The following is a 17783-nucleotide window of genomic DNA, read 5'->3' on the forward strand; positions in this document are numbered from 1 at the left end:
ACTCAGAACGAGTGGCTCAGGCCGAGGTTGATTCCATAACGCTGATCAACATTGCGCCCGCGGGCAGCCTCGACCTCCGTTCTGATTGTCCAGCCTGGCAGCACCTCGGACGATACGCCCAATGCCATCTCGGTGCGCCCGCTGCTGAACCTGTTGTCGAGTTCATGACCGTTGAGGCTGACCCTGCGCGTGCCGCCCAGGTTGTCCATCACCGCGATGCGGCCGTGGGTCGACATTTCCAGACCATTGTTCAAGACGATGACGCGTCCCCCCTTGATACCGAGCGTCCCCATGTTCAGGTGTTGGTTGGATGACTCGACCTCAAGCCCATTACTCAAGCTGCTGCGCTGCCCCTGCACGATCGCGGCACTCAGTTGTACAAAAGGCTGCACATACCAACCTTGATCAAGGCTCAAGCGACGACCAGTCTCCAGCGTGAGCCCATACCCCCCTTGACGGCGATTGCCGGACACCTTGCGTCCATCGTGAGCCCGGGCATCGATGGTGCCGTCAAACAGGTTGAGCTTGAGCGCAGCATCGGCGTAGTAACCGGAGTTGTCGCCCCAACCGGCATACAACGCGGAGAAGTAGCTGTTCAGTGTTGCAGATGAGCCGCGCTGCAGGCCAATCGCCGAACGACTGAGCCCCACTGCCGCACCGACCCGCCAAGTATCATCGAGCAAAGTATCAGCGCCCAGGGCAAAGCCACCAACGCGCTGGGTATAGCGGGTGCCGACTGCACTGTCGACATCAAAGCCGGTCGTGCCGGTATGCATCCACAACCCGGCTGAACCACCATTGGTCCGCATTTTTTCGAGGCGTCCGACAACCCATCGGGACTCGACCTGCGACGCGGCTTCAAGCGAACTGTCGAACGCCATCGCCGTCTCACCGGCATTGCTCAGTCTCGCCTTGCCCCGCATGTCGACCTGTGGCCGCAAACTCCACTGGTCGCCTTCGCGGACCAACTCGTGAGCAAAGGCCCCTGCATCGACCGGGCCGGATGCCAGATCGAACGTCGCATCACCACTGCCGATTCCGACCACCGGCCCCTGTGGCTCATGGCCAGAACTTGCCAGGTGCAAGGCAAAGCTGCCGCTGGCATGACTGTCTATCTGCAAGCGGCTATGGTCGAGCCAGAACGTACCCTCTCCTTGCAAGGTGTCGGCTCGCAGAATACTGCCTGACTGCACGACTACCGAACCCTGGCGCAAGTCGAGAGCACCGACCTGAGCATCCGCCATCGTCTCCCACCTGGACTGCGCGCCAATCTGCAACTGCTGGACATTATGGAGCTGGCCTCGTAAGTGCGCCGCATTGTCCAGGGTGATATCAGCACTGGCACCCTGCTCGACGCGGATGTCGCCTTCCAGGCGACTGTTGCTCACGTGAAGCGAGGCCTCGCCGCCCTCGATGACCTCAAGCAGCACGCCGTTGTCGCCTTTGAGTTGGCCTCCGTCGGCGACCCGGATGTCCACCTGTGCGTCACGAACCACTACCGCACTACCCTGCTGCCCCTCGATCAGACTGGCCTGAACAACGACCTGATTGGGCAGATCCTTTTGCCAGAACTCCGGTGTACCGACTTCCAGACCGACGTCCCCCGACACCACGGTCCCTTCATGCAACGCAAGTGTTCCGCCCTTGAGTACAACACCTGCTCTGTCACCGTGGATGCGCGAACTGCGCGCGTGCAGATCAGCCGAGTCCAACTCCACCCCAGTGGTGGCACCGCGCACACTGCTGCCGCTCAAGATCGCCGTAGACGTCAAAGTGTCATCGCCCAGCGTTCCAAGGGCCATACCGATGGAGCCTGTGCTGACTACCGTGGCATTGGTCAGGTTGACCGCACCATCCACGATGCTGATCGCAGCCCTGTCGGTCGAACTCACCTTGGCTCCCTCGACGTTGACCTGACCGCCGTCGAATCCAGTGATACGTCCGGTCTCGGCGCCCGGGCGCACGTCAAGACGCGCCCCGCTGCCCAGGTGCCAATCCTCGACAGGGTCTCCAGGGGAGACCAGCGCAAACTCGCCAGGCCCCAAGTCCGCGGCATTGGCAGCCAGACTTGCGCCCAAAGTGAACGTCAGGGTTGCCGCCAGCGGATGGCGCCGCAGTAAAATTAGTGATCCAGTCATGGAAATGCCTCTCAGGATATTGGCTCGAGAGGCGGACGTTACGTTGGAGCAAAAGGAAGATCGGTCAGACAGTTCCGTATTGATCGTGAGAAGCGAGTTGTTCGCATTGACCGTTCGAAATAACGTCGGATAAGACTTGGTCGGTCGTCGTTAGAAACGAAGCTCCCCAGGCGTCGCACCGAACAGTTGCTTGAACGCCGCGATATAGGCCGATGTCGAGTCATACCCGCAGCCTAGTGCTGCATCGGTCACGCTCTCCCCCGCCTCCAGCAACGCCAGCGACGACAACAGCCGCATGCGCTGGCGCCAGTTACGGAAGCTCAGCCCCGTCTCACGCTGGAACAGGCGCATCAGCGTCTTCCCCGAGCACCCCAGTTGCAGCGCCCATTGCTGCAGGGTCTGCGCCTGGTCGGGCGCGGCGATCAACTGATTGCACAGCGCGAGCAACCCGGCATGGCGCGGCAGCGGCAGCGAAAACCCCACCTGCGGCAACGCCTGCAACTGGTCGAGCAAGACGGCTACCAGACGCGCCTCGGCGCTGTCGCCTTCGGGATACGACGCGGGCATCTGGCAGAACTGCTTGATCAGCTCCCGCGCCAGCGGCGTCACTTCGAGTACCCGGCATTCGTCGGCGGCCCAGGTACAGGCATCGCGACGCACGTACAGGCTGCGCATCTCGGCCTGCATCGAAGTCACCACTTCGTGTTCGAGGCCAGCCGGAATCCACACCCCCCACTGCGGTGGCGCGAAGTAGCTGCCATCGCTGGTGTAGACCCCCAGCACACCGCTGATCGCGTAGGAAAACTGCACCCAATCGTGCCGGTGGCGCGTGGTCCAGGAGCCCGCGCCGAGGCTTTCGGCACGGGCGTAGAGTGGCCTGGGCAGCTGCTCGAGGTCGGGGATGGCGCGGGGGGCGGAAATCTGTCCGAGGGTCTGCATGGCACTGTTTTTTGTCTTGGATCGGACAAGGTTAACACCTCAGCGCTCGACGATCGCCGTCACCCCCTGCCCGCTCGCCGCACAGATCGAGATCAGCCCGCGTCCCTTGCCCGCCGTGGCCAGCAGCTTGGCCATGTTGGCCAGGATCCGCCCGCCGGTGGCGGCGAAGGGGTGCCCGGCGGCCAACGAGCTGCCCTTGACGTTGAGTTTGCTGCGATCGATCGCCCCCAATGCCCCCTCCAGCCCCAATGTCTCTCGGCAGTACCGATCGTCCTCCCAGGCCTTCAGCGTGCAGAGCACCTGGGCCGCGAAGGCCTCGTGGATTTCGTAGTAGTCGAAGTCCTGCAGGCTCAGGCCATTACGCGCCAACAGCCGCGGCACGGCATGAACCGGCGCCATCAGCAGCCCCTCCTGGCCTTTGACGAAGTCCACCGCCGCGGTCTCGCCATCGACCAGATAGGCGAGTACGGGCAAACCGCGCGCCTCGGCCCACGCCTCGCTGCCCAGCAACACCAACGAGGCGCCATCAGTCAGCGGCGTGGAGTTTCCGGCAGTCAGGGTGCCCTGGGCACCTTTGTCGAACACCGGTCTGAGCTTGGCCAACTGCTCTGGGGTGAGGTCCGCACGCAAGTTGTTGTCGCGGGTCAGGCCGAGGTAGGGCGTGAGCAGGTCGTCATGCCAGCCTTCGGTGTAGGACGCGGCCAGATGGCGATGACTGAGCAGTGCCAGTTCATCCTGTTCGGCGCGTCCGATCTGCCAGGTCTGAGCCATGCGTTCGCAGTGCTCGCCCATCGACAGCCCGGTACGTGGCTCGCCATTGCGTGGGAACTCAGGCTTCAGAAAACTCGGACGTACATTCAGGAAGGGCCTCAGGCGCTCGCTCAGGGTCTTGCCCCGGTTCGCCTGCAGCAAGACCCGGCGCAGCCCTTCATTGATGGCGATCGGCGCGTCCGAAGTGGTATCGACGCCACCAGCTATGCCGCTGTCGATCTGCCCGAGGGCGATCTTGTTGGCCACCAGCAGCGCCGCCTCAAGGCCGGTGCCGCAGGCTTGCTGGATGTCGTAGGCGGGTGTTTGCGGCGACAGACGCGAACCCAGCACACACTCGCGGGTCAGGTTCATGTCCCGCGAGTGCTTGAGCACCGCACCTGCCACCACCTCGCCCAGGCGCTGGCCATGCAGGCGGTAGCGCTCCACCAGGCCTTCCAGGGTGGCGGTGAGCATTGCCTGGTTGCTGGCAGTGGCGTAGGCGCCATTGGAGCGGGCGAAGGGGATACGGTTGCCCCCCAGGATCGCGACCCGTCGAGGTGAGTGCATGCGCTGATTCCTCCTGAAACAATTTGATCCGATTGGATGACGGTCTCAAAGCCCGTCACTTCGGCTAGGTTGGCTACAGCCTAGGCGTTTTTGCCACATTCGAACGACCTTGCCACAAACATGGTCCACACTTGCATGCCTGCCTTCAGGGAGACCCGCACCATGAGCGACCGCTATCTCGGCTTTGCCAACTCCAATCTCGGCCGCCGCCTGGTCGACGCCCTCGGCCTGCCGCGTCCGGCGCCGCTGGAGCGCTGGCAGGCCGGGCGCCTGCGCCCGATCGAAGGCGCACTGGTGCTGGGCGGCGGGCCGCTGGTGCGCAAGGTCGAAGCCATCGCCCCGGCACTCACCGACGAGTGCTACAGCTTTGCTGGCGAAAACCTCGCAGCCCCCGCCTGGGTCGCCGGGCTCGGCCCGAAACTCAAGGCAGTGGTGTTCGATGCCAGTCATCTGTCCGACAGCGATGAGCTTCGGCAGTTGCGCGAATTCTTCCAGCCGCTGCTGCGCAGCTTGGCGCCCTGCGCCCATGTAGTGATCCTCGGACGCCCTCCCGAACAGGTCGAAGCGCCCCAGGCCAGCGTCGCCCAGCGCGCCCTCGAAGGCTTCAGCCGCTCGCTGGCCAAGGAGCTGCGCAACGGCGCAACGGCCCAATTGCTGTATGTCGCTTCCGGCGCGGAGGATCAGCTCGAAGGTGCGCTGCGCTTCTTCCTTTCACCCAAGAGCGCGTTCGTGTCCGGGCAGGTCCTGCGCCTCGAAGCCTGTACAAGCCAGGTACAGGACTGGACTCGGCCCCTGGCCGGCAAGCGTGCGCTGGTCACCGGCGCCGCCCGTGGCATCGGTGCGTCCATCGCCGAGACCCTGGCCCGTGACGGCGCCGAGGTGGTCCTGCTGGACGTGCCGCCGGCACAGAAAGACCTCGATGCCCTTGCCGCACGTATCGGCGGCCAGGCCCTGGCGCTGGATATCTGCGCCAGCGACGCCGCAACCCAATTGCTGGAAGGCCTGCCGGCGGGCATCGACATCGTCGTGCACAATGCCGGTATCACCCGCGACAAGACCCTCGCCAACATGACTCCGGAGTACTGGGACGCGGTCATGGCCGTCAACCTCAAGGCCCCTCAAGTGCTGACCCAGGCCCTGCTCGACGCCGGCCAGTTGCACGACAATGCGCGCATCGTGCTGCTCGCCTCGGTCAGTGGCATCGCCGGTAACCGTGGCCAGGCCAACTACGCCGCGAGCAAGGCCGGCCTGATCGGCTTCGCCCAGGCCTGGGCGCCGAGGCTTGCCGAGCAGGGCGCCAGCATCAATGCCGTGGCCCCCGGTTTCATCGAAACCCACATGACCGCCGCCATGCCCATGGGTCTGCGCGAGGCTGGCCGTCGCCTGAGTTCATTGGGCCAGGGTGGGCGCCCACAAGACGTCGCCGAGGCTGTCGCCTGGCTCGCCCAGCCCGGCAGTGGTGCGGTCAGCGGCCAGTACCTGCGCGTCTGCGGGCAAGCACTGATGGGGGCATGAACATGAACCGGACATGGCAGGACCTGCACACCCCCGAAACCCGCACCAGGCTTTATCTGCGAGCGCTCGGCAAGCGCAAGATCAGTGGCGACCGCCTGCCCACAGGTGGCCTGCGCTGCTTCCTGCGGGTCGACCCAACGAACCTTGCGGCTTATCGTCGCCTGTGCCACTTCAGCGACGAGGGTCGCCTGCCGCCTACCTATCCGCACGTGGTCGCGTTCAACCTGCAATTGCAGCTGCTGACCGCCAGCGACTTTCCCTTCCCGCTACTCGGGCTGGTACACCTGCACAACGAGATCCAGGTGCTGCGCCCACTGGGCGCCATCGAGGGCCTGCGCTTTGCCGTGCATGCCGACAACCTGCAGGCACATGCAAAGGGTGGCACCTTCGACCTGATCACCGAGGCCCACGACGGGCTGGGGCTGCTCTGGCGCGAAACCAGCCGCATGCTAGTGCGAGGGCTGAAGCTCGAAGGCGAAACGCACGAGAGCAACGATGAGCCGACCAGCGAAGCGCCGGAAGTGACGCGCTGGTACGCCGACAGCGATATCGGCCGACGCTACGCCAAGGTCTGCGGCGACTACAACCCCATCCACCTGAGCGCGGCGAGTGCCCGGCTGTTCGGTTTCCCCAAGGCCATTGCCCATGGCATGTGGAACAAGGCCATGGCGCTGGCGGCGCTGCGCGGGCATCTGCCGGTGGCGGGTTATGGGTTCGCGGTGGATTTCCACAAGCCGGTGCGCCTGCCGTCGGAGGTGGTGCTCGGCGCAAGTGCCGCAGGGCCACAAGGGCAACTCAATCTGACGGGACACGGGGGCCTGCTGCACATGACCGGCAAATGGAGCGCCCTGTAACCGGTCAAGCGCGCGCTGAGCCCTCCCCCTTGGCCCCCAACAATGGCCTCCAATTCACTTGATTTGCTCCCTGGCGCACCTGAAGCTATGCGCCAGAAGGAGAGCCCTCGATGAACCTGCAAGAACTGACCGATCGCCTGCACCAGATCCGCGACAACAACGACTGGCGCGGCTTCCACAGCCCTAAGAACCTGGCCATGGCCGCCAGCGTCGAGATGGCCGAGCTGGTGGAAATCTTCCAGTGGCTGAGCGAAGACCAGTCACGCCAGCTTGCCCCCGAGCAGCTCGCCCACGCCGGCCAGGAAGTCGGCGATGTGGTGCTCTATCTGTTGCTGCTGTGCAGCGAGCTGGGGCTGGACATGGAAAGCGTGGTGCGGGCCAAGCTCGCCGACAGCGAGAGGCGCTTCGCCCGATGAACGACCGTCATTTCGATGAGCTGGCCAGCCGCTTCGCCGAGAAGATCTACGGCGGGGCCAAAGGCGCGATCCGCCTGGCGGTGTTGCAGGCCGACCTGGCCGAAAGCCTGCCCGACCGCCCCCTGCGCATCCTCGACATTGGCGCAGGCCTGGGACACATGGCGTTGTGGCTGGCGCAGCGCGGGCACCAGGTGACCCTGGCCGAGCCCGCCGCGCCGATGCTAGACGGCGCCCGCGCGCGCTTCGCCGAGGCCAACCAACCCGCCACCTTCATCCAGGCCCCCTGGCAGGACCTGCTCGGTCAGCTCACCGAGCCCTTCGATGTGGTGCTGTGCCACGCGGTGCTCGAATGGCTGGCCGAACCGCACAGCATCCTGCCGGTGCTGCACCAACTGACCGCGCCGGGTGGCTGGCTGTCGCTGGCGTTCTACAACCGCGACGCGCTGGTCTACCGCAACTTGCTCAAGGGTCACTTCCGCAAGCTGCGCAGCGACCGTCTGGCCGGGGAAAAACAGAGTCTCACCCCGCAAAAACCCCTTGATCCGCGAGAACTGCGAGCGCAACTTGAACCCTTGTGGCAGGTCGAAAGCGAGAGTGGCGTGAGAGTGTTCCACGACTACATGTCCAAGGAGTTCCAGGACAAGGCCGAACTGCTCGACCTGCTGGAAATGGAACTGGCCCACCGCCGGCACCCAAGCTTCGCCGGGCTCGGCCGTTACCTGCACTGGACCTGTCGCCCACGCTGATCTCGCCTGCCGGGAGGAATACATGCCGTACCGTCTGTTGTGCCTGGCCTTGCTCCCCTTCGCCCTGGCGGCGTGCCAGAGCAGCAATCCCTATGTCGCCAGTTCCCGGCCACTGCCACCGGCTCCGCCCCAGGCCGCGACCACATTCGACGCCAGCGCCTACCCGGCCGCGCCACGCGACTATGGCCGCTACCGCAGCTGGAGCTGGCGCAACGGCCAGTTACCCAGCGGCAGCGCCAATGCCGACCCTGCGCAACTGGCCGATGCCATCAGCGGTGCGCTCGACCAGCACGGCCTGCGCCCGGCACGCGGCGCCAGCGGCGACCTGCTGGTCAGCGCCAACCTGCGCATGGAACGCCGCCTGCGCCAGGTCCGCGATTACGACTACGACCCCTACTATGGCCCTGCCCCCTACGGCGGCATCGGCTATGGCGGCTACCGCAACGGCTATGGTGCCTACGGCAGCGTACCGATCGTGCGCACCTACGAAGTCGAGGTGATGGTGGTGCGCATCGACCTGTTCGATGCCCGCAACGGCCAGCCGGTGTGGAGTGCCAGCGCCGAAAGCGGCAGCGACAAGGGCTCGCCACGGGACCGTGAAAACGCCCTGCGCGAGTCGGTGCGCAAGGCCCTCAGTGGCTACCCTCCCAGTTAACGCGTCAGGAGAATCATCATGTTGCGCCGTCTCGTTCTGCTGTCCTTCGCGTTGCTGGTCGCTGCCTGCTCCAGCAACAACGTCACCCAGGATTTCGATGCCAGCCGCGACTTCGCCGCCTACCGCAGCTGGGCCTGGCAGGAACCGGCGCTGCAATATCGCCCGGACGATCCGCGGATCAAGAGCGACCTCACCGAGCAGCGCATCCGCCAGGCCGTGGCCGACCAACTCGACCAGCGCGGCCTGCGCCCGGCCCAGGGCACGACCCGGGCGGATGTCAGGGTGCGTGCCTACCTGATCGTCGAAGACCGCCAGCAACAGATCACCACCAACTACGGCGGTGCCTGGGGCGGCTATTGGGGAGGCTACTGGGGCGGGCCGATGTACAACGAGACCCGCAGCGTCGACTACAAGGTGGCGACCATCCAGGTCGACCTGTTCGATGGCCGGGACGGCAAGCTGGTCTGGCGCGGCAGCGCCGAACAGGTCATGAACAACTACCCGCCGAGCCCGCAGGAGCGCAATGCCGCGATCCAGAAGACAGTGACCCAGGTGATGAGCAACTACCCACCGCACTGAAACCCAACGCCTATCTGTAGGAGCGGCGGTTCGCCGCTGCGACTTGCCCGCGAACACGGGCGTAGCCCGCGCCAAGCAGCGCGGTGTTTTTTTCGCGGGCAAGCCCGCTCCTACAACCGGGCGGCGTGAAGGCTGAGAAAAGGCAAGATGCCATCACCCTGACTACACTCCTGTAATCGCAATCGCGATGCCTGGCCTTCGGCCTGCAAAGGAGTGCCCGTGGTTTGCTCTTCCGCTGCGCGCCAACGCGGCGCGATCGGCCTGATGGCCGTGATCACCCTCGGTATGGCCCTGCTGTTCCTGCTGCTGGCAATCGACAGTGGGCGGCTCTACCTCGAACAACGCAAGCTGCAGCGCATCGCCGACATGGCGGCGCTGGAAGCCGCCGGGCAGTTCGCCGTGTGCATCGGCACCGGCCCACAGGCCACTGCGATCGCCCGCACTGCTGCCACCCGCAACGGACACGCCCCTGGCAACCCACTGCAGGCCACTTGCGGCTACGTGCAGACCGGCGCCAACAGCCTGCGCAGCTTCACCCGCGACGACAACCGCAACGAAGCGATCCGGGTCGATGTCAGCAACACCGTCACCACCAGCGTCGCGGCGGGGGTGTATGCTCTGATCCAGGGCAATGGCGTGCCGCTGACCACCACCCTGCAAGCCCACGCTGTCGCTTCAGCGCCGCTGCCGCCGCAGGCAATGCTGAGTATCCGCACCACTCTCGCCACGGTCGATTCGCGTCAGTCGGTGTTGCTCAATGCCCTGCTTGGCGCCCTCGGCGGTGGCGTGCAACTGGACCTTGCCGGTTGGCAAGGCATCGCCGCCACCGACATCAAGCTGCTCAGCTACCTCGACCAATTGGCAGTCGACCTCAATCTCACGGTTGGCGACTACAAGCAGCTGCTCAACGCCAACGCCACCGCCACCCAACTGCTGCAGGCGGCGGTCAAGGTGTTGCAACAAAGCGGCGCGGCGCTGGAGGTGGTGACCAACCTGGGCAAGGTCGCCCTGGGGGCCGGCAACGGCACGCTGGTGCGCCTGGGCGATATCCTCGACATCCAGAACGGCACCGCCCAGGCTGGCCTGGATGCCAGCATCCAGTTGCTGCAACTAGTCCAAGGCGTGATCCAGCTCGCCGCCAGCGAAAGCGCCGCCAACGTCGACCTGCCGCTCAACGTGCTCGGCCTGGTCAACGGACGGGTGCGCCTGAAGGTCATCGAACCGCAGCAGATCTCCTCGGTCGGCGACCCGCGTACCGACGAACTGCGCGTACACACTGCCCAGGTGCGGGCGATGATCTCCCTCGACCTGCCCTTGCTCGATGGCATCTTCGGCCTGGTCAACGCCGTGCTCGACCTCGCCGCACCGCTGACCAACGTGATCAACAACCTGCTCAGCCTGAACCTCGCCGCCACCGTGCAATCAGTGCTCTGCCTGCTCGGCGTGCCCTGTACGGTCAGCGATATCGTCCTGGTGCCCGGCAAGCTGCACCTGGACATCGGCCTGGAAGTCGCCGAAGCCAGCACCCGCCTGAACCCTGCGGCCCCCGACACCTTCAGTTGCTCACCCAAGCGCCTGACCACCCGCAACCAGAGCTCGGCGGTCAAGATCGCGGTGGGCCAGTTCGCTTCCCCGGACGAGTTCTTCACCAACGGCACCACCGCCGTGAAGGCGCTGCCGCTGATCGACATCGGCACCAAGCGCTGTACCCGGTTGTTGATCCTGCCGCTGGGGGACTGCGAGCCGCGCATTCCCTTCGTCGGCGGCGGCATAGGCCTGCGTGTGGACAGCAAGGTGCTGGGCAGCGGCGCCCAGGAGCGCGCACTGACCTTCCAGGCCCCTACCAGCGTGCCGCCGAACATCGGCCTCAAGCCTGCCTACCTGCCCATGAGAACCGCCAACGACAACGTGGTTGGCAGCCTCAGCGACACCCTGCTGGGCATTCACCTGGAAGCCTACCGACCGACCGCCAACAACAGCGGCCTGGGCCAGGTGCTGGTGCTGGTGGGTGGGGTACTCGATGGCGTCAAGGCCATACTGGAGCCGCTGATCAAAGGCCTGCTCAGCCCGCTGCTCGACCCCTTGCTGAACGTGCTGCTGAAAGTGCTGGGTATCGACCTGGTCAACGCCGAGGTCGGCGCCAACCTCAGTTGCTCGACAGGCCGTGCTCAACTGGCGCTGTAGAGCGGCAGCAGTATGCAAAAGCACGCACCCTCGGGGCCGTTGAGTGCCTCGAGGCTGCCGCCCATGGCCTCGACGATGCCATGGCTCACCGACAGTCCCAGGCCCGTGCCGACACCCGCGGGCTTGGTGGTGAAGAATGGCTCGAAGATGCGTCCGAGCAGGCGCGGATCGATGCCGCCCGCGTTGTCCTCGACCCGCAGGCAGACGCGCCCCTCGACCTGCTGTTGGCTGACCCGGATGGCCGGTGCCAGGGCTTGACGTTCGAGCAACGCGTCGCGGGCATTGATCATCAGGTTGATCAACACCTGCTCGAGCTGGTCCTGATGCCCCTGCACCGCCAACGACGACTCGGGCGACGCGATATGCACGGCCACACCCTTGCCCCGAAGCCCCTCGGCCAGCAACGCGACCGCACCCTCCACCGCGTCCCAGGCCACGAACACCTGACGCTCCGGTTCAGAGCGACGGCCATAGACACGCATGTGCTCCACCAGCCGCGCCGCCCGTTCCACCTGGGCCTCTATACGGTGCAGCTTGTCGGTCAGGTAATCGATGTCCGCTGCGCCGTTCTCCAGGCGCTTCAAGGTATTGGCCACAGCCATGCGCATCACGTTCAGCGGCTGGTTGATCTCGTGCACCAACCCGGTCGCCAGCTCGCCGAGGGTCGCCATCTTCGCCCCCTGCAGCAACTGGCGCTGGCTGCGGCGCACCTCGGTGTTGTCACGCCCCACCGCCTGGATTTCCAGGAGCTGCCCCTGCGCGTCGAACAGGCCGCGGTCAGCCCACACCCACCAGGCGTTTTCCCGCCCCGGCAGTTGCAGGCAGACTTCTGCATTGCTCAAGGGGCGCTCCGGGGTCAGCGTTGCCAGACGCTGCAGGAACGCGCTGCGTTGAGCGTCGGACATCCACTGGCCAAGGTTCATGCCGGCAAGCTGCTGCGGCGCACACTCCAGATGGTCGGCCAGCGGACGGTTACCGAACAGCAGTTCGAGGTCGGGACGATAGCGGCAGATCATCGCCGGCGAATCCTCCACCAGCACCCGGTAGCGCTCCTCGCTGTGGCGCACGCGCTCGGCGGCCTCGGTCGCCTCGCTGACATCCAGCCACAGCCCGACCACCTCCACAGGCTGACCGAGGTCGTCGCGCAGCAGACGGGCTTCATCGAGTACCCAGTGATAGCCGCCCGCCTGGTCGCGCAGGCGATAGCGACAGCGCGCCTGGCCATCGCGCAGCAGCGTACGCGTGCGCTCCAGCCACAGGTTGCGGTCATCGGGATGCACTGCCAACCCCGGCTGACGGGCCAGCTCGCTGTCGCTGGGCCAGCCCAGCATCGGCGCCAGGCTGGCACTGAAGAACTCGCTGTGCAGCGCACCCTCGGCATAGCGCTGGATGTAGATCACTGCCGGTGAGCTGGCGATCAGGTTCTCCAGCCGTGCACGGGCGGCGCCCGCCTGCAGCTCCTGGGCCTTGAGCGCGCTGATGTCGAGCAGAAAGCCGCGCACCTGGCGACCCTGCAGTTGCCCCACCCAGTGCAGCCAGCGCGGGCTGATCTGAGGGGCGTGCTCCTGCAGGCGCAGACTGAGGCTCAGGGCACGGCCTTCGAGCAGTTGCTCGAGCGCCAGTTGCGCGGCCTCGCGATCTGCCGGGTGCACCCGCGCCAGCCATTGCTCGACGGTGATTTCACGTGGCAGGTCGACACTGGCCGCCAAGGCTGGGTCCAACTGCAGCGGCCCCTGCAGTGGCCACTCCCACCAACCGGCGCCCAATTGCCGCTGCAGCGCGTCGAGGTGCTGGTCGCTGCGCTGCAACTGGCGCTGCCGAAGGCGCGCCAGCAACGGGTCCAGCAACGCCTGCAAGAGCCACTCCTGCGCCTCGTGCACAGGCGGCGTCCCGCTCGCCACACACAGCACGCAGGCCTGGATATTCGGCCCCAGCCGGTAGGGCAGCAGCGACACCGGCAAACCGCCGCACAATACTTGCAACTCGGAGCGCTCGGACGCATCGAGTTCACCCCGTAGCGCGAACCTCTCAAGCCACGGACGCAGCTGCCCGTCGTCGGCCCAGGGCCAGTCATCGCCACTGTCGGCATGACTGCGCCAGACGCCGGCCTCAAGCAGCATCAGGCGCACCGAATCGACCTGCCAGTGTTCGACCAGGCGCCGCAACTGCTCGCCGGTCACCTGCGCCAGGCGCTCCTCGCCACACTCGCGCACCGCACGGCCGATGTCGCCAGCCAGGCGCTGCAGGCTCAAGCGTTGCGCTTCGTGGTCATGCGCGCGCAACAGGTCGCCGATATCGAACAACTGCAGCAACCAGCCCTCGGCCTGACGCTGCAGCCAACCGCGAGTGTGCAGCGTATGGCCGTGCACGGTACGAAAATCCAGATCCAACGGCTGCCCCTGCCAATCGGCAGGATCGCCTTCGAGTACCAGCCAGCTATGGTGCTGCAGGTAGTCCTGCACCCGTGTGGCGTGGTGGGTCGGCATGGCCAGCAGGGTGCGCAGCGGTCCGGACAGACGCAGCACCTGGCCCCGCTCGTCGAGCCACACTTGCAGGCCAAGCGCCAACGGCGCCTCGGCCACCGCTGCCTGGCCCCCCAACCAGCGATCGAACACGCCACTCACAGCTGCAGGCTCGCTTGGGCCTGCAGGCGCTGGGGCAGCCGCGGCACTTCGCCGATCAGCGGCAGCACCAGCACCGGCATGACATTGGTCAGTTTGTTTTTCGGGTAATCGATGGTCACGGTCAGCAGGTTACCGGGCGCCAGTACGATCCGCGCATCGGTGGCGGGCTGAAAGTCCAGTGCAGCGGGCATCCAGCTCAGTTGCTGGGTGATCACCTGGCGCGCCAGGTTCTGCACATCGGTGGCATAGGTGGCGCTGTTCGGGTCCAGCGCCACGCAGCGGCGCACCGCCTCGCTGCTGGCCTGGTTGAACGACTGCAGCATGAGCATCGGCAGGCTGTAGCTGACCAAGCCATAGAACACCGCGAAGAAGATCATGAAGACTGCGACAAACTCGATGGCTGCCGCGCCTTTTTGCCGTACTGCCGGGCTTGCTCGCATGATCACGTCTACCCTGACTAGAAGTCCTGAGTGACAGCATAGAACCCGCTCAACGAATAGGGATGGCCATTTGCCAATGCAAAGCATTGTTCTCCTGATGTGGCTTGCCTTGTGCACCGAACAAGATGTCCGTGAACGACAGATCTCCAACACCCTGACCCTGGGTGTCGCAGCCTGCGCCCTGGCCTGGCTGTTCGCCACCGGGCACAGCTGGATCGGTGCCGATGCCAGCGATGCGGGCTGGGCCTTGGCCATCGTCATGCTGCTGACCCTTCCCGGCTACATGCTCGGCCGCTTCGGCGCCGGTGATGTGAAACTGCTCGGCGCCCTGGCTCTGGCCACCAGCCACCAGTACGTGCTCGGCACCTTCATCGGTGCAGGCGTGACAGTGCTGGTGTGGATGCTTGGCCGACGCCGCCTGTGGACCCTGGCCAACCCCAAGGTGAAGAAGCGCCTGCAGCGCCTGGCCGAACAGGTGGGCGACAAGCAACCGTTCGCACCCTACGTGCTGGCCGGGTTTCTCCTGACCGCCGTCTGGATCCAATGAATGACCAGTGGGTCGATTCCGCGTGTATAGACCTTGTACATAATTGCAAAGTGCGACTACTTTTCTAAACGGCCAGGCTGTCTGGCCAACGGAGCGGGGCCCGTACCAACAGGGAGTTGAACGTGAACAAGTCTGCTAGTGAGGTGAAAGTACTGGTTGTGGACGATCAGCCGTTGATCGTCGAAGAGCTTTGCGAATATCTCGAAAGTGCGGGCTACCACTGTGTGCCGGCGCACTCCACCGCGCAGGCCATCGAGCGCTACGGCGCGGACGAGTCCATCGGCCTGGTGCTGTGCGACCTGCACATGCCCGAACAGGACGGCATCGCGCTGATGCGCGCACTGAAGAACATCGCCGGGCAGCAGCGGCTGTTCGAGGCGATCATGCTGACCGGCCGCGCCGACAAGCAGGATGTCATCCGCGCCCTGCGCGAAGGATTTTCCGATTACTACCAGAAGCCCATGGACCTGCCAGAGCTGCTCGAAGGCCTGCGCCGCCAGGAAGCAGCGCTGATGGAGCGGCGCCGCAACTTCCGCGAGCTGGGCAGCCTGAACCAGCGCCTGCAGGAGCTGGCCGAATCCATCGACGACCTCTACCACGACCTGGAAAAGGCCCGCGGCCAGGGCACCCATCGCCGGGCCGGTGACGTGGAAGAACTCGAGGGCGAGCTGCCACCGGTGTTCGAAAAGCTCTCGCCGCGCCAACTGGAAGTGGCCAAGCTGGTCAGCAAGGGCAAGACCAACTACCAGATCGCCTGCGAGCTGGGGATCACCGAGAACACGGTGAAACTCTATGTGTCGCAGGTGCTGCGCCTGACCCACATGCACAACCGCACCCAACTGGCCCTGGCCCTGACGCCGCGCTCATCGGCGCTGCACCAGCGGTTCACTACCCACTAGGCCGTTCACAGCTGCAGGCGCGGTGGTCCGCCGCGCCTGCAGGTCTCGCGCTCAGTTGTTCGAAGACGTCACCTTGGTCCAGCGATAGAAGTCCGGGATCACGTACTTGTAGGTGTCCAGCCAGCGTTGCATCGACTGGTCGCGCTCCCGGGCCGTCTGCACCTGCAAACGGTTCGACGCCTGCTCACCGCTGGACTGCACTCGCAGCAACGCCTCGGTGGCCGTCTGCGCCTCTGGCTGGCGAGGTGGCTCCTGGGCCATCGCCAATGACACGCCGGCACACCCGGCAAGCACCATCAGATACCTGAACATGACCACCCTCCTCCCGCTCAATTGACCACCGCCTCGGCACCATTGGCCAAGGCAATGGGTCCACGCCCGGTGGATTTCACCTGCCTGGCCCGCGCCTGGGCATCGGCGAACTGCTCGGGGCGCAAGTGCAGGCGGCCGACCAGATCGGTCGCCTGTTGCCAGTTGTCCTGTACCAACGACAGGGTCACCAGGTTGACCGCCGCCAAGGTGTTGTCATCCTTCAGCTCGATGGCCGTGAGAAACTCGAAGCGTGCCTGCTCGTAGCGCCCCAGGTTCATCAGCACCACGCCAAGATCGTTGCGCACGCGCTCGTCAGTGGGCGCCAGGCGCACCGCGCGCTGCAGGTTCTGCAAGGCCTGCGCATCGTCGCCACGCGCCGAGGCGAGCTGGCCCAGCCCATGTTCACCTTCGGCCGCTAGGCAGCCACCCAGCAGGCTGCGGTACAAGGGCTCGGCCTCGCTGCGTCCCAGCAGGCGCGAGACCCTGGCCTTGCGCAGACGCACCTGGTCGAGGGTGTTGGGCAGCTGCTCGAGGTGAGCCAGGCTGGCGTGCGGTCGTCCCTCGTTGAGCATCTCGTCCGCCAGGTTCAACGCCAGTTGCTGGTCGGCATCCGGCTTGCTGCAGCCCGGGCCGCCGAACAATGCCCCCAGCCCCTGCGTCGACTGCCCGGCACAACCGCCCAGCAGCAGCATGCCGGTGAACAACAGGATCTTTTTCATCCTTCTCCTCCTAGACGCCCAAAGCCCGTGCCAACGCAGTAAAACCTGGCCCGGCCAGGACGATGAGCAAGGCCGGGAACAGGAACACCATCATCACCGCCGACATCTTTGCCGACATCTTCGACACCCGCTCCTGCAAGTGCGTGAGGCGTCGATCATCGAGCAGCGCCTTGAGCGCCAGCAGCGACTTCATCCCGCCACTCCCCTGCACCAGCAACTGCTGAAGGATCACGCAGGTGTCGGAGAACTCATCCACTGCCAGCACCTGCGCAGCTTTCTCCAGCTCCGGGCCGAGAGACAGCCCTGAATCCACCCGCTGCAACACCTGACGCAGCTCCTCGCTGATCTCGGGCACCAGTGTCCGCCCTTCCTGGCTGAGCACACGTAACGCCTGCTCCACGGCCAGCCCCGTCTCGAAGAGGATGCGCAGCAGCGGAATCATCAGGCTGACCTCCTGCGCGATACGCTGTTGCCGGCGCGTGGCTGCCAGCGCCAACAGGCGCTTGGGCAGCAGGTAGCCGATCACCAGTGCGCACACCGGCAGCACCAGCCAATGCAGGGCATCGACGCCGATGAAGGCATGCTGCAGCAGCAACGCCAGCCCCATGGCCAGCAACGGCAATCCCAGTTGCACAGCGGCGAACAGCGCGCGCTGGCGACTGCGACGCCAGCCAATCCGCTCGAGCAGGCCCTGGGTTTCCCCGTCGAGCGTCTGCAAGCGTTGCCCCAGCGGGCTGCTGCCCAGCCAGTGGAGCATGTCGCCCAGGCGTTCCTCGCGGGCCAGGCGCCCTTGCAGGCGCCGCGCAACCAGATAGCGCGCACGTAACTGGCGCGAGGCCTGCAGCCCCAACAACAGGGCGGCGACAAGCAGGCACAGCGCGCAAATCAGCAGGGCCATG

17 protein-coding genes are annotated in these 17783 nt (G+C 65.4%); 9 read left to right on the forward strand and 8 right to left on the reverse strand.

The features are described 5' to 3' along the window. Nucleotides 1-2: 2 nt before the first annotated feature. The 3 genes from ACK3BK_RS22120 to ACK3BK_RS22130 all read right to left on the reverse strand — a co-directional run bounded on the left by ACK3BK_RS22120 (nt 3) and on the right by ACK3BK_RS22130 (nt 4394). The gene (locus tag ACK3BK_RS22120) at nt 3-2138 is read right to left on the reverse strand and encodes an autotransporter outer membrane beta-barrel domain-containing protein (RefSeq protein ID WP_411383318.1); all 2136 of its coding nucleotides are present in this window, start codon (nt 2136-2138) and stop codon (nt 3-5) included. A 150-nt stretch (nt 2139-2288) separates the two neighbouring features. After that, a complete protein-coding gene (locus tag ACK3BK_RS22125) occupies nt 2289-3077 on the reverse strand; it encodes an AraC family transcriptional regulator (protein WP_411383319.1) in 789 nt (262 codons plus the stop codon). Nucleotides 3078-3116: 39 nt separating this feature from the next. Next, nucleotides 3117-4394, reverse strand: a complete 1278-nt coding sequence (locus ACK3BK_RS22130) for an acetyl-CoA C-acetyltransferase (RefSeq protein ID WP_186721886.1) — start codon at nt 4392-4394, stop codon at nt 3117-3119. Between the two features lie 162 nt (nt 4395-4556). Here ACK3BK_RS22130 and ACK3BK_RS22135 point away from each other — a divergent pair, with 162 nt between their 5' ends. The 7 genes from ACK3BK_RS22135 to ACK3BK_RS22165 all read left to right on the forward strand — a co-directional run bounded on the left by ACK3BK_RS22135 (nt 4557) and on the right by ACK3BK_RS22165 (nt 11343). Then, nucleotides 4557-5909, forward strand: coding sequence for a 3-oxoacyl-ACP reductase (locus tag ACK3BK_RS22135; protein ID WP_411383320.1), 1353 nt, complete (start codon nt 4557-4559; stop codon nt 5907-5909). A 2-nt stretch (nt 5910-5911) separates the two neighbouring features. After that, the gene (locus ACK3BK_RS22140; RefSeq protein ID WP_411383321.1) at nt 5912-6763 is read left to right on the forward strand and encodes a MaoC family dehydratase; all 852 of its coding nucleotides are present in this window, start codon (nt 5912-5914) and stop codon (nt 6761-6763) included. Between the two features lie 110 nt (nt 6764-6873). Further along, nucleotides 6874-7179 carry a MazG-like family protein gene (locus tag ACK3BK_RS22145; protein WP_186666055.1) on the forward strand — a complete coding sequence of 102 codons (306 nt, stop codon included), beginning with the start codon at nt 6874-6876 and terminating at the stop codon, nt 7177-7179. After that, nucleotides 7176-7925 (forward strand): methyltransferase domain-containing protein, encoded by a 750-nt coding sequence (locus tag ACK3BK_RS22150; RefSeq protein WP_411383322.1) that lies wholly within the window; start codon nt 7176-7178, stop codon nt 7923-7925. The genes ACK3BK_RS22145 and ACK3BK_RS22150 overlap by 4 nt, the downstream gene beginning before the upstream one ends. 22 nt (nt 7926-7947) lie before the next feature. After that, nucleotides 7948-8580, forward strand: a complete 633-nt coding sequence (locus tag ACK3BK_RS22155; RefSeq protein ID WP_411383323.1) for a DUF4136 domain-containing protein — start codon at nt 7948-7950, stop codon at nt 8578-8580. Between the two features lie 18 nt (nt 8581-8598). Next, nucleotides 8599-9159: a DUF4136 domain-containing protein gene (locus ACK3BK_RS22160; RefSeq protein ID WP_411383324.1), complete on the forward strand. Its 561-nt coding sequence runs from the start codon at nt 8599-8601 to the stop codon at nt 9157-9159. A 219-nt stretch (nt 9160-9378) separates the two neighbouring features. Then, nucleotides 9379-11343 (forward strand): pilus assembly protein TadG-related protein, encoded by a 1965-nt coding sequence (locus ACK3BK_RS22165; RefSeq protein WP_411383325.1) that lies wholly within the window; start codon nt 9379-9381, stop codon nt 11341-11343. Here ACK3BK_RS22165 and ACK3BK_RS22170 read toward each other — a convergent pair. Then, nucleotides 11328-13967 carry an ATP-binding protein gene (locus ACK3BK_RS22170; RefSeq protein ID WP_411383326.1) on the reverse strand — a complete coding sequence of 880 codons (2640 nt, stop codon included), beginning with the start codon at nt 13965-13967 and terminating at the stop codon, nt 11328-11330. The genes ACK3BK_RS22165 and ACK3BK_RS22170 overlap by 16 nt on opposite strands. Beyond that, nucleotides 13964-14407: a TadE/TadG family type IV pilus assembly protein gene (locus ACK3BK_RS22175; RefSeq protein ID WP_186708559.1), complete on the reverse strand. Its 444-nt coding sequence runs from the start codon at nt 14405-14407 to the stop codon at nt 13964-13966. The genes ACK3BK_RS22170 and ACK3BK_RS22175 overlap by 4 nt, the downstream gene beginning before the upstream one ends. Before the next feature lie 76 nt (nt 14408-14483). Between ACK3BK_RS22175 and ACK3BK_RS22180 the strand changes: the two genes are divergently transcribed. Together ACK3BK_RS22180 and ACK3BK_RS22185 are read left to right on the forward strand one after the other, a co-directional pair. After that, on the forward strand, nt 14484-14954 hold the full coding sequence (locus ACK3BK_RS22180; RefSeq protein ID WP_054895204.1) for a prepilin peptidase: 471 nt from the start codon (nt 14484-14486) through the stop codon (nt 14952-14954). Nucleotides 14955-15076: 122 nt separating this feature from the next. Next, on the forward strand, nt 15077-15853 hold the full coding sequence (locus ACK3BK_RS22185; protein ID WP_186708557.1) for a response regulator transcription factor: 777 nt from the start codon (nt 15077-15079) through the stop codon (nt 15851-15853). Nucleotides 15854-15904: 51 nt separating this feature from the next. Here ACK3BK_RS22185 and ACK3BK_RS22190 read toward each other — a convergent pair whose 3' ends face one another. From ACK3BK_RS22190 to ACK3BK_RS22200, 3 genes are read right to left on the reverse strand one after another with little or no spacing between them, the layout of a single operon-like run. After that, entirely contained in the window at nt 15905-16165 is a 261-nt protein-coding gene (locus ACK3BK_RS22190) for a DUF3613 domain-containing protein (RefSeq protein ID WP_186666045.1), read from the reverse strand. Between the two features lie 17 nt (nt 16166-16182). Then, nucleotides 16183-16884: a tetratricopeptide repeat protein gene (locus tag ACK3BK_RS22195; protein WP_186721874.1), complete on the reverse strand. Its 702-nt coding sequence runs from the start codon at nt 16882-16884 to the stop codon at nt 16183-16185. Between the two features lie 10 nt (nt 16885-16894). Next, nucleotides 16895-17782: a type II secretion system F family protein gene (locus ACK3BK_RS22200; protein WP_411383327.1), complete on the reverse strand. Its 888-nt coding sequence runs from the start codon at nt 17780-17782 to the stop codon at nt 16895-16897. Between the last annotated feature and the right edge of the window lies 1 nt (nt 17783).

This window comes from Pseudomonas sp. L7 (genome assembly GCF_046605565.1).
Classification (GTDB): Bacteria; Pseudomonadota; Gammaproteobacteria; order Pseudomonadales; family Pseudomonadaceae; genus Aquipseudomonas; species Aquipseudomonas wayambapalatensis.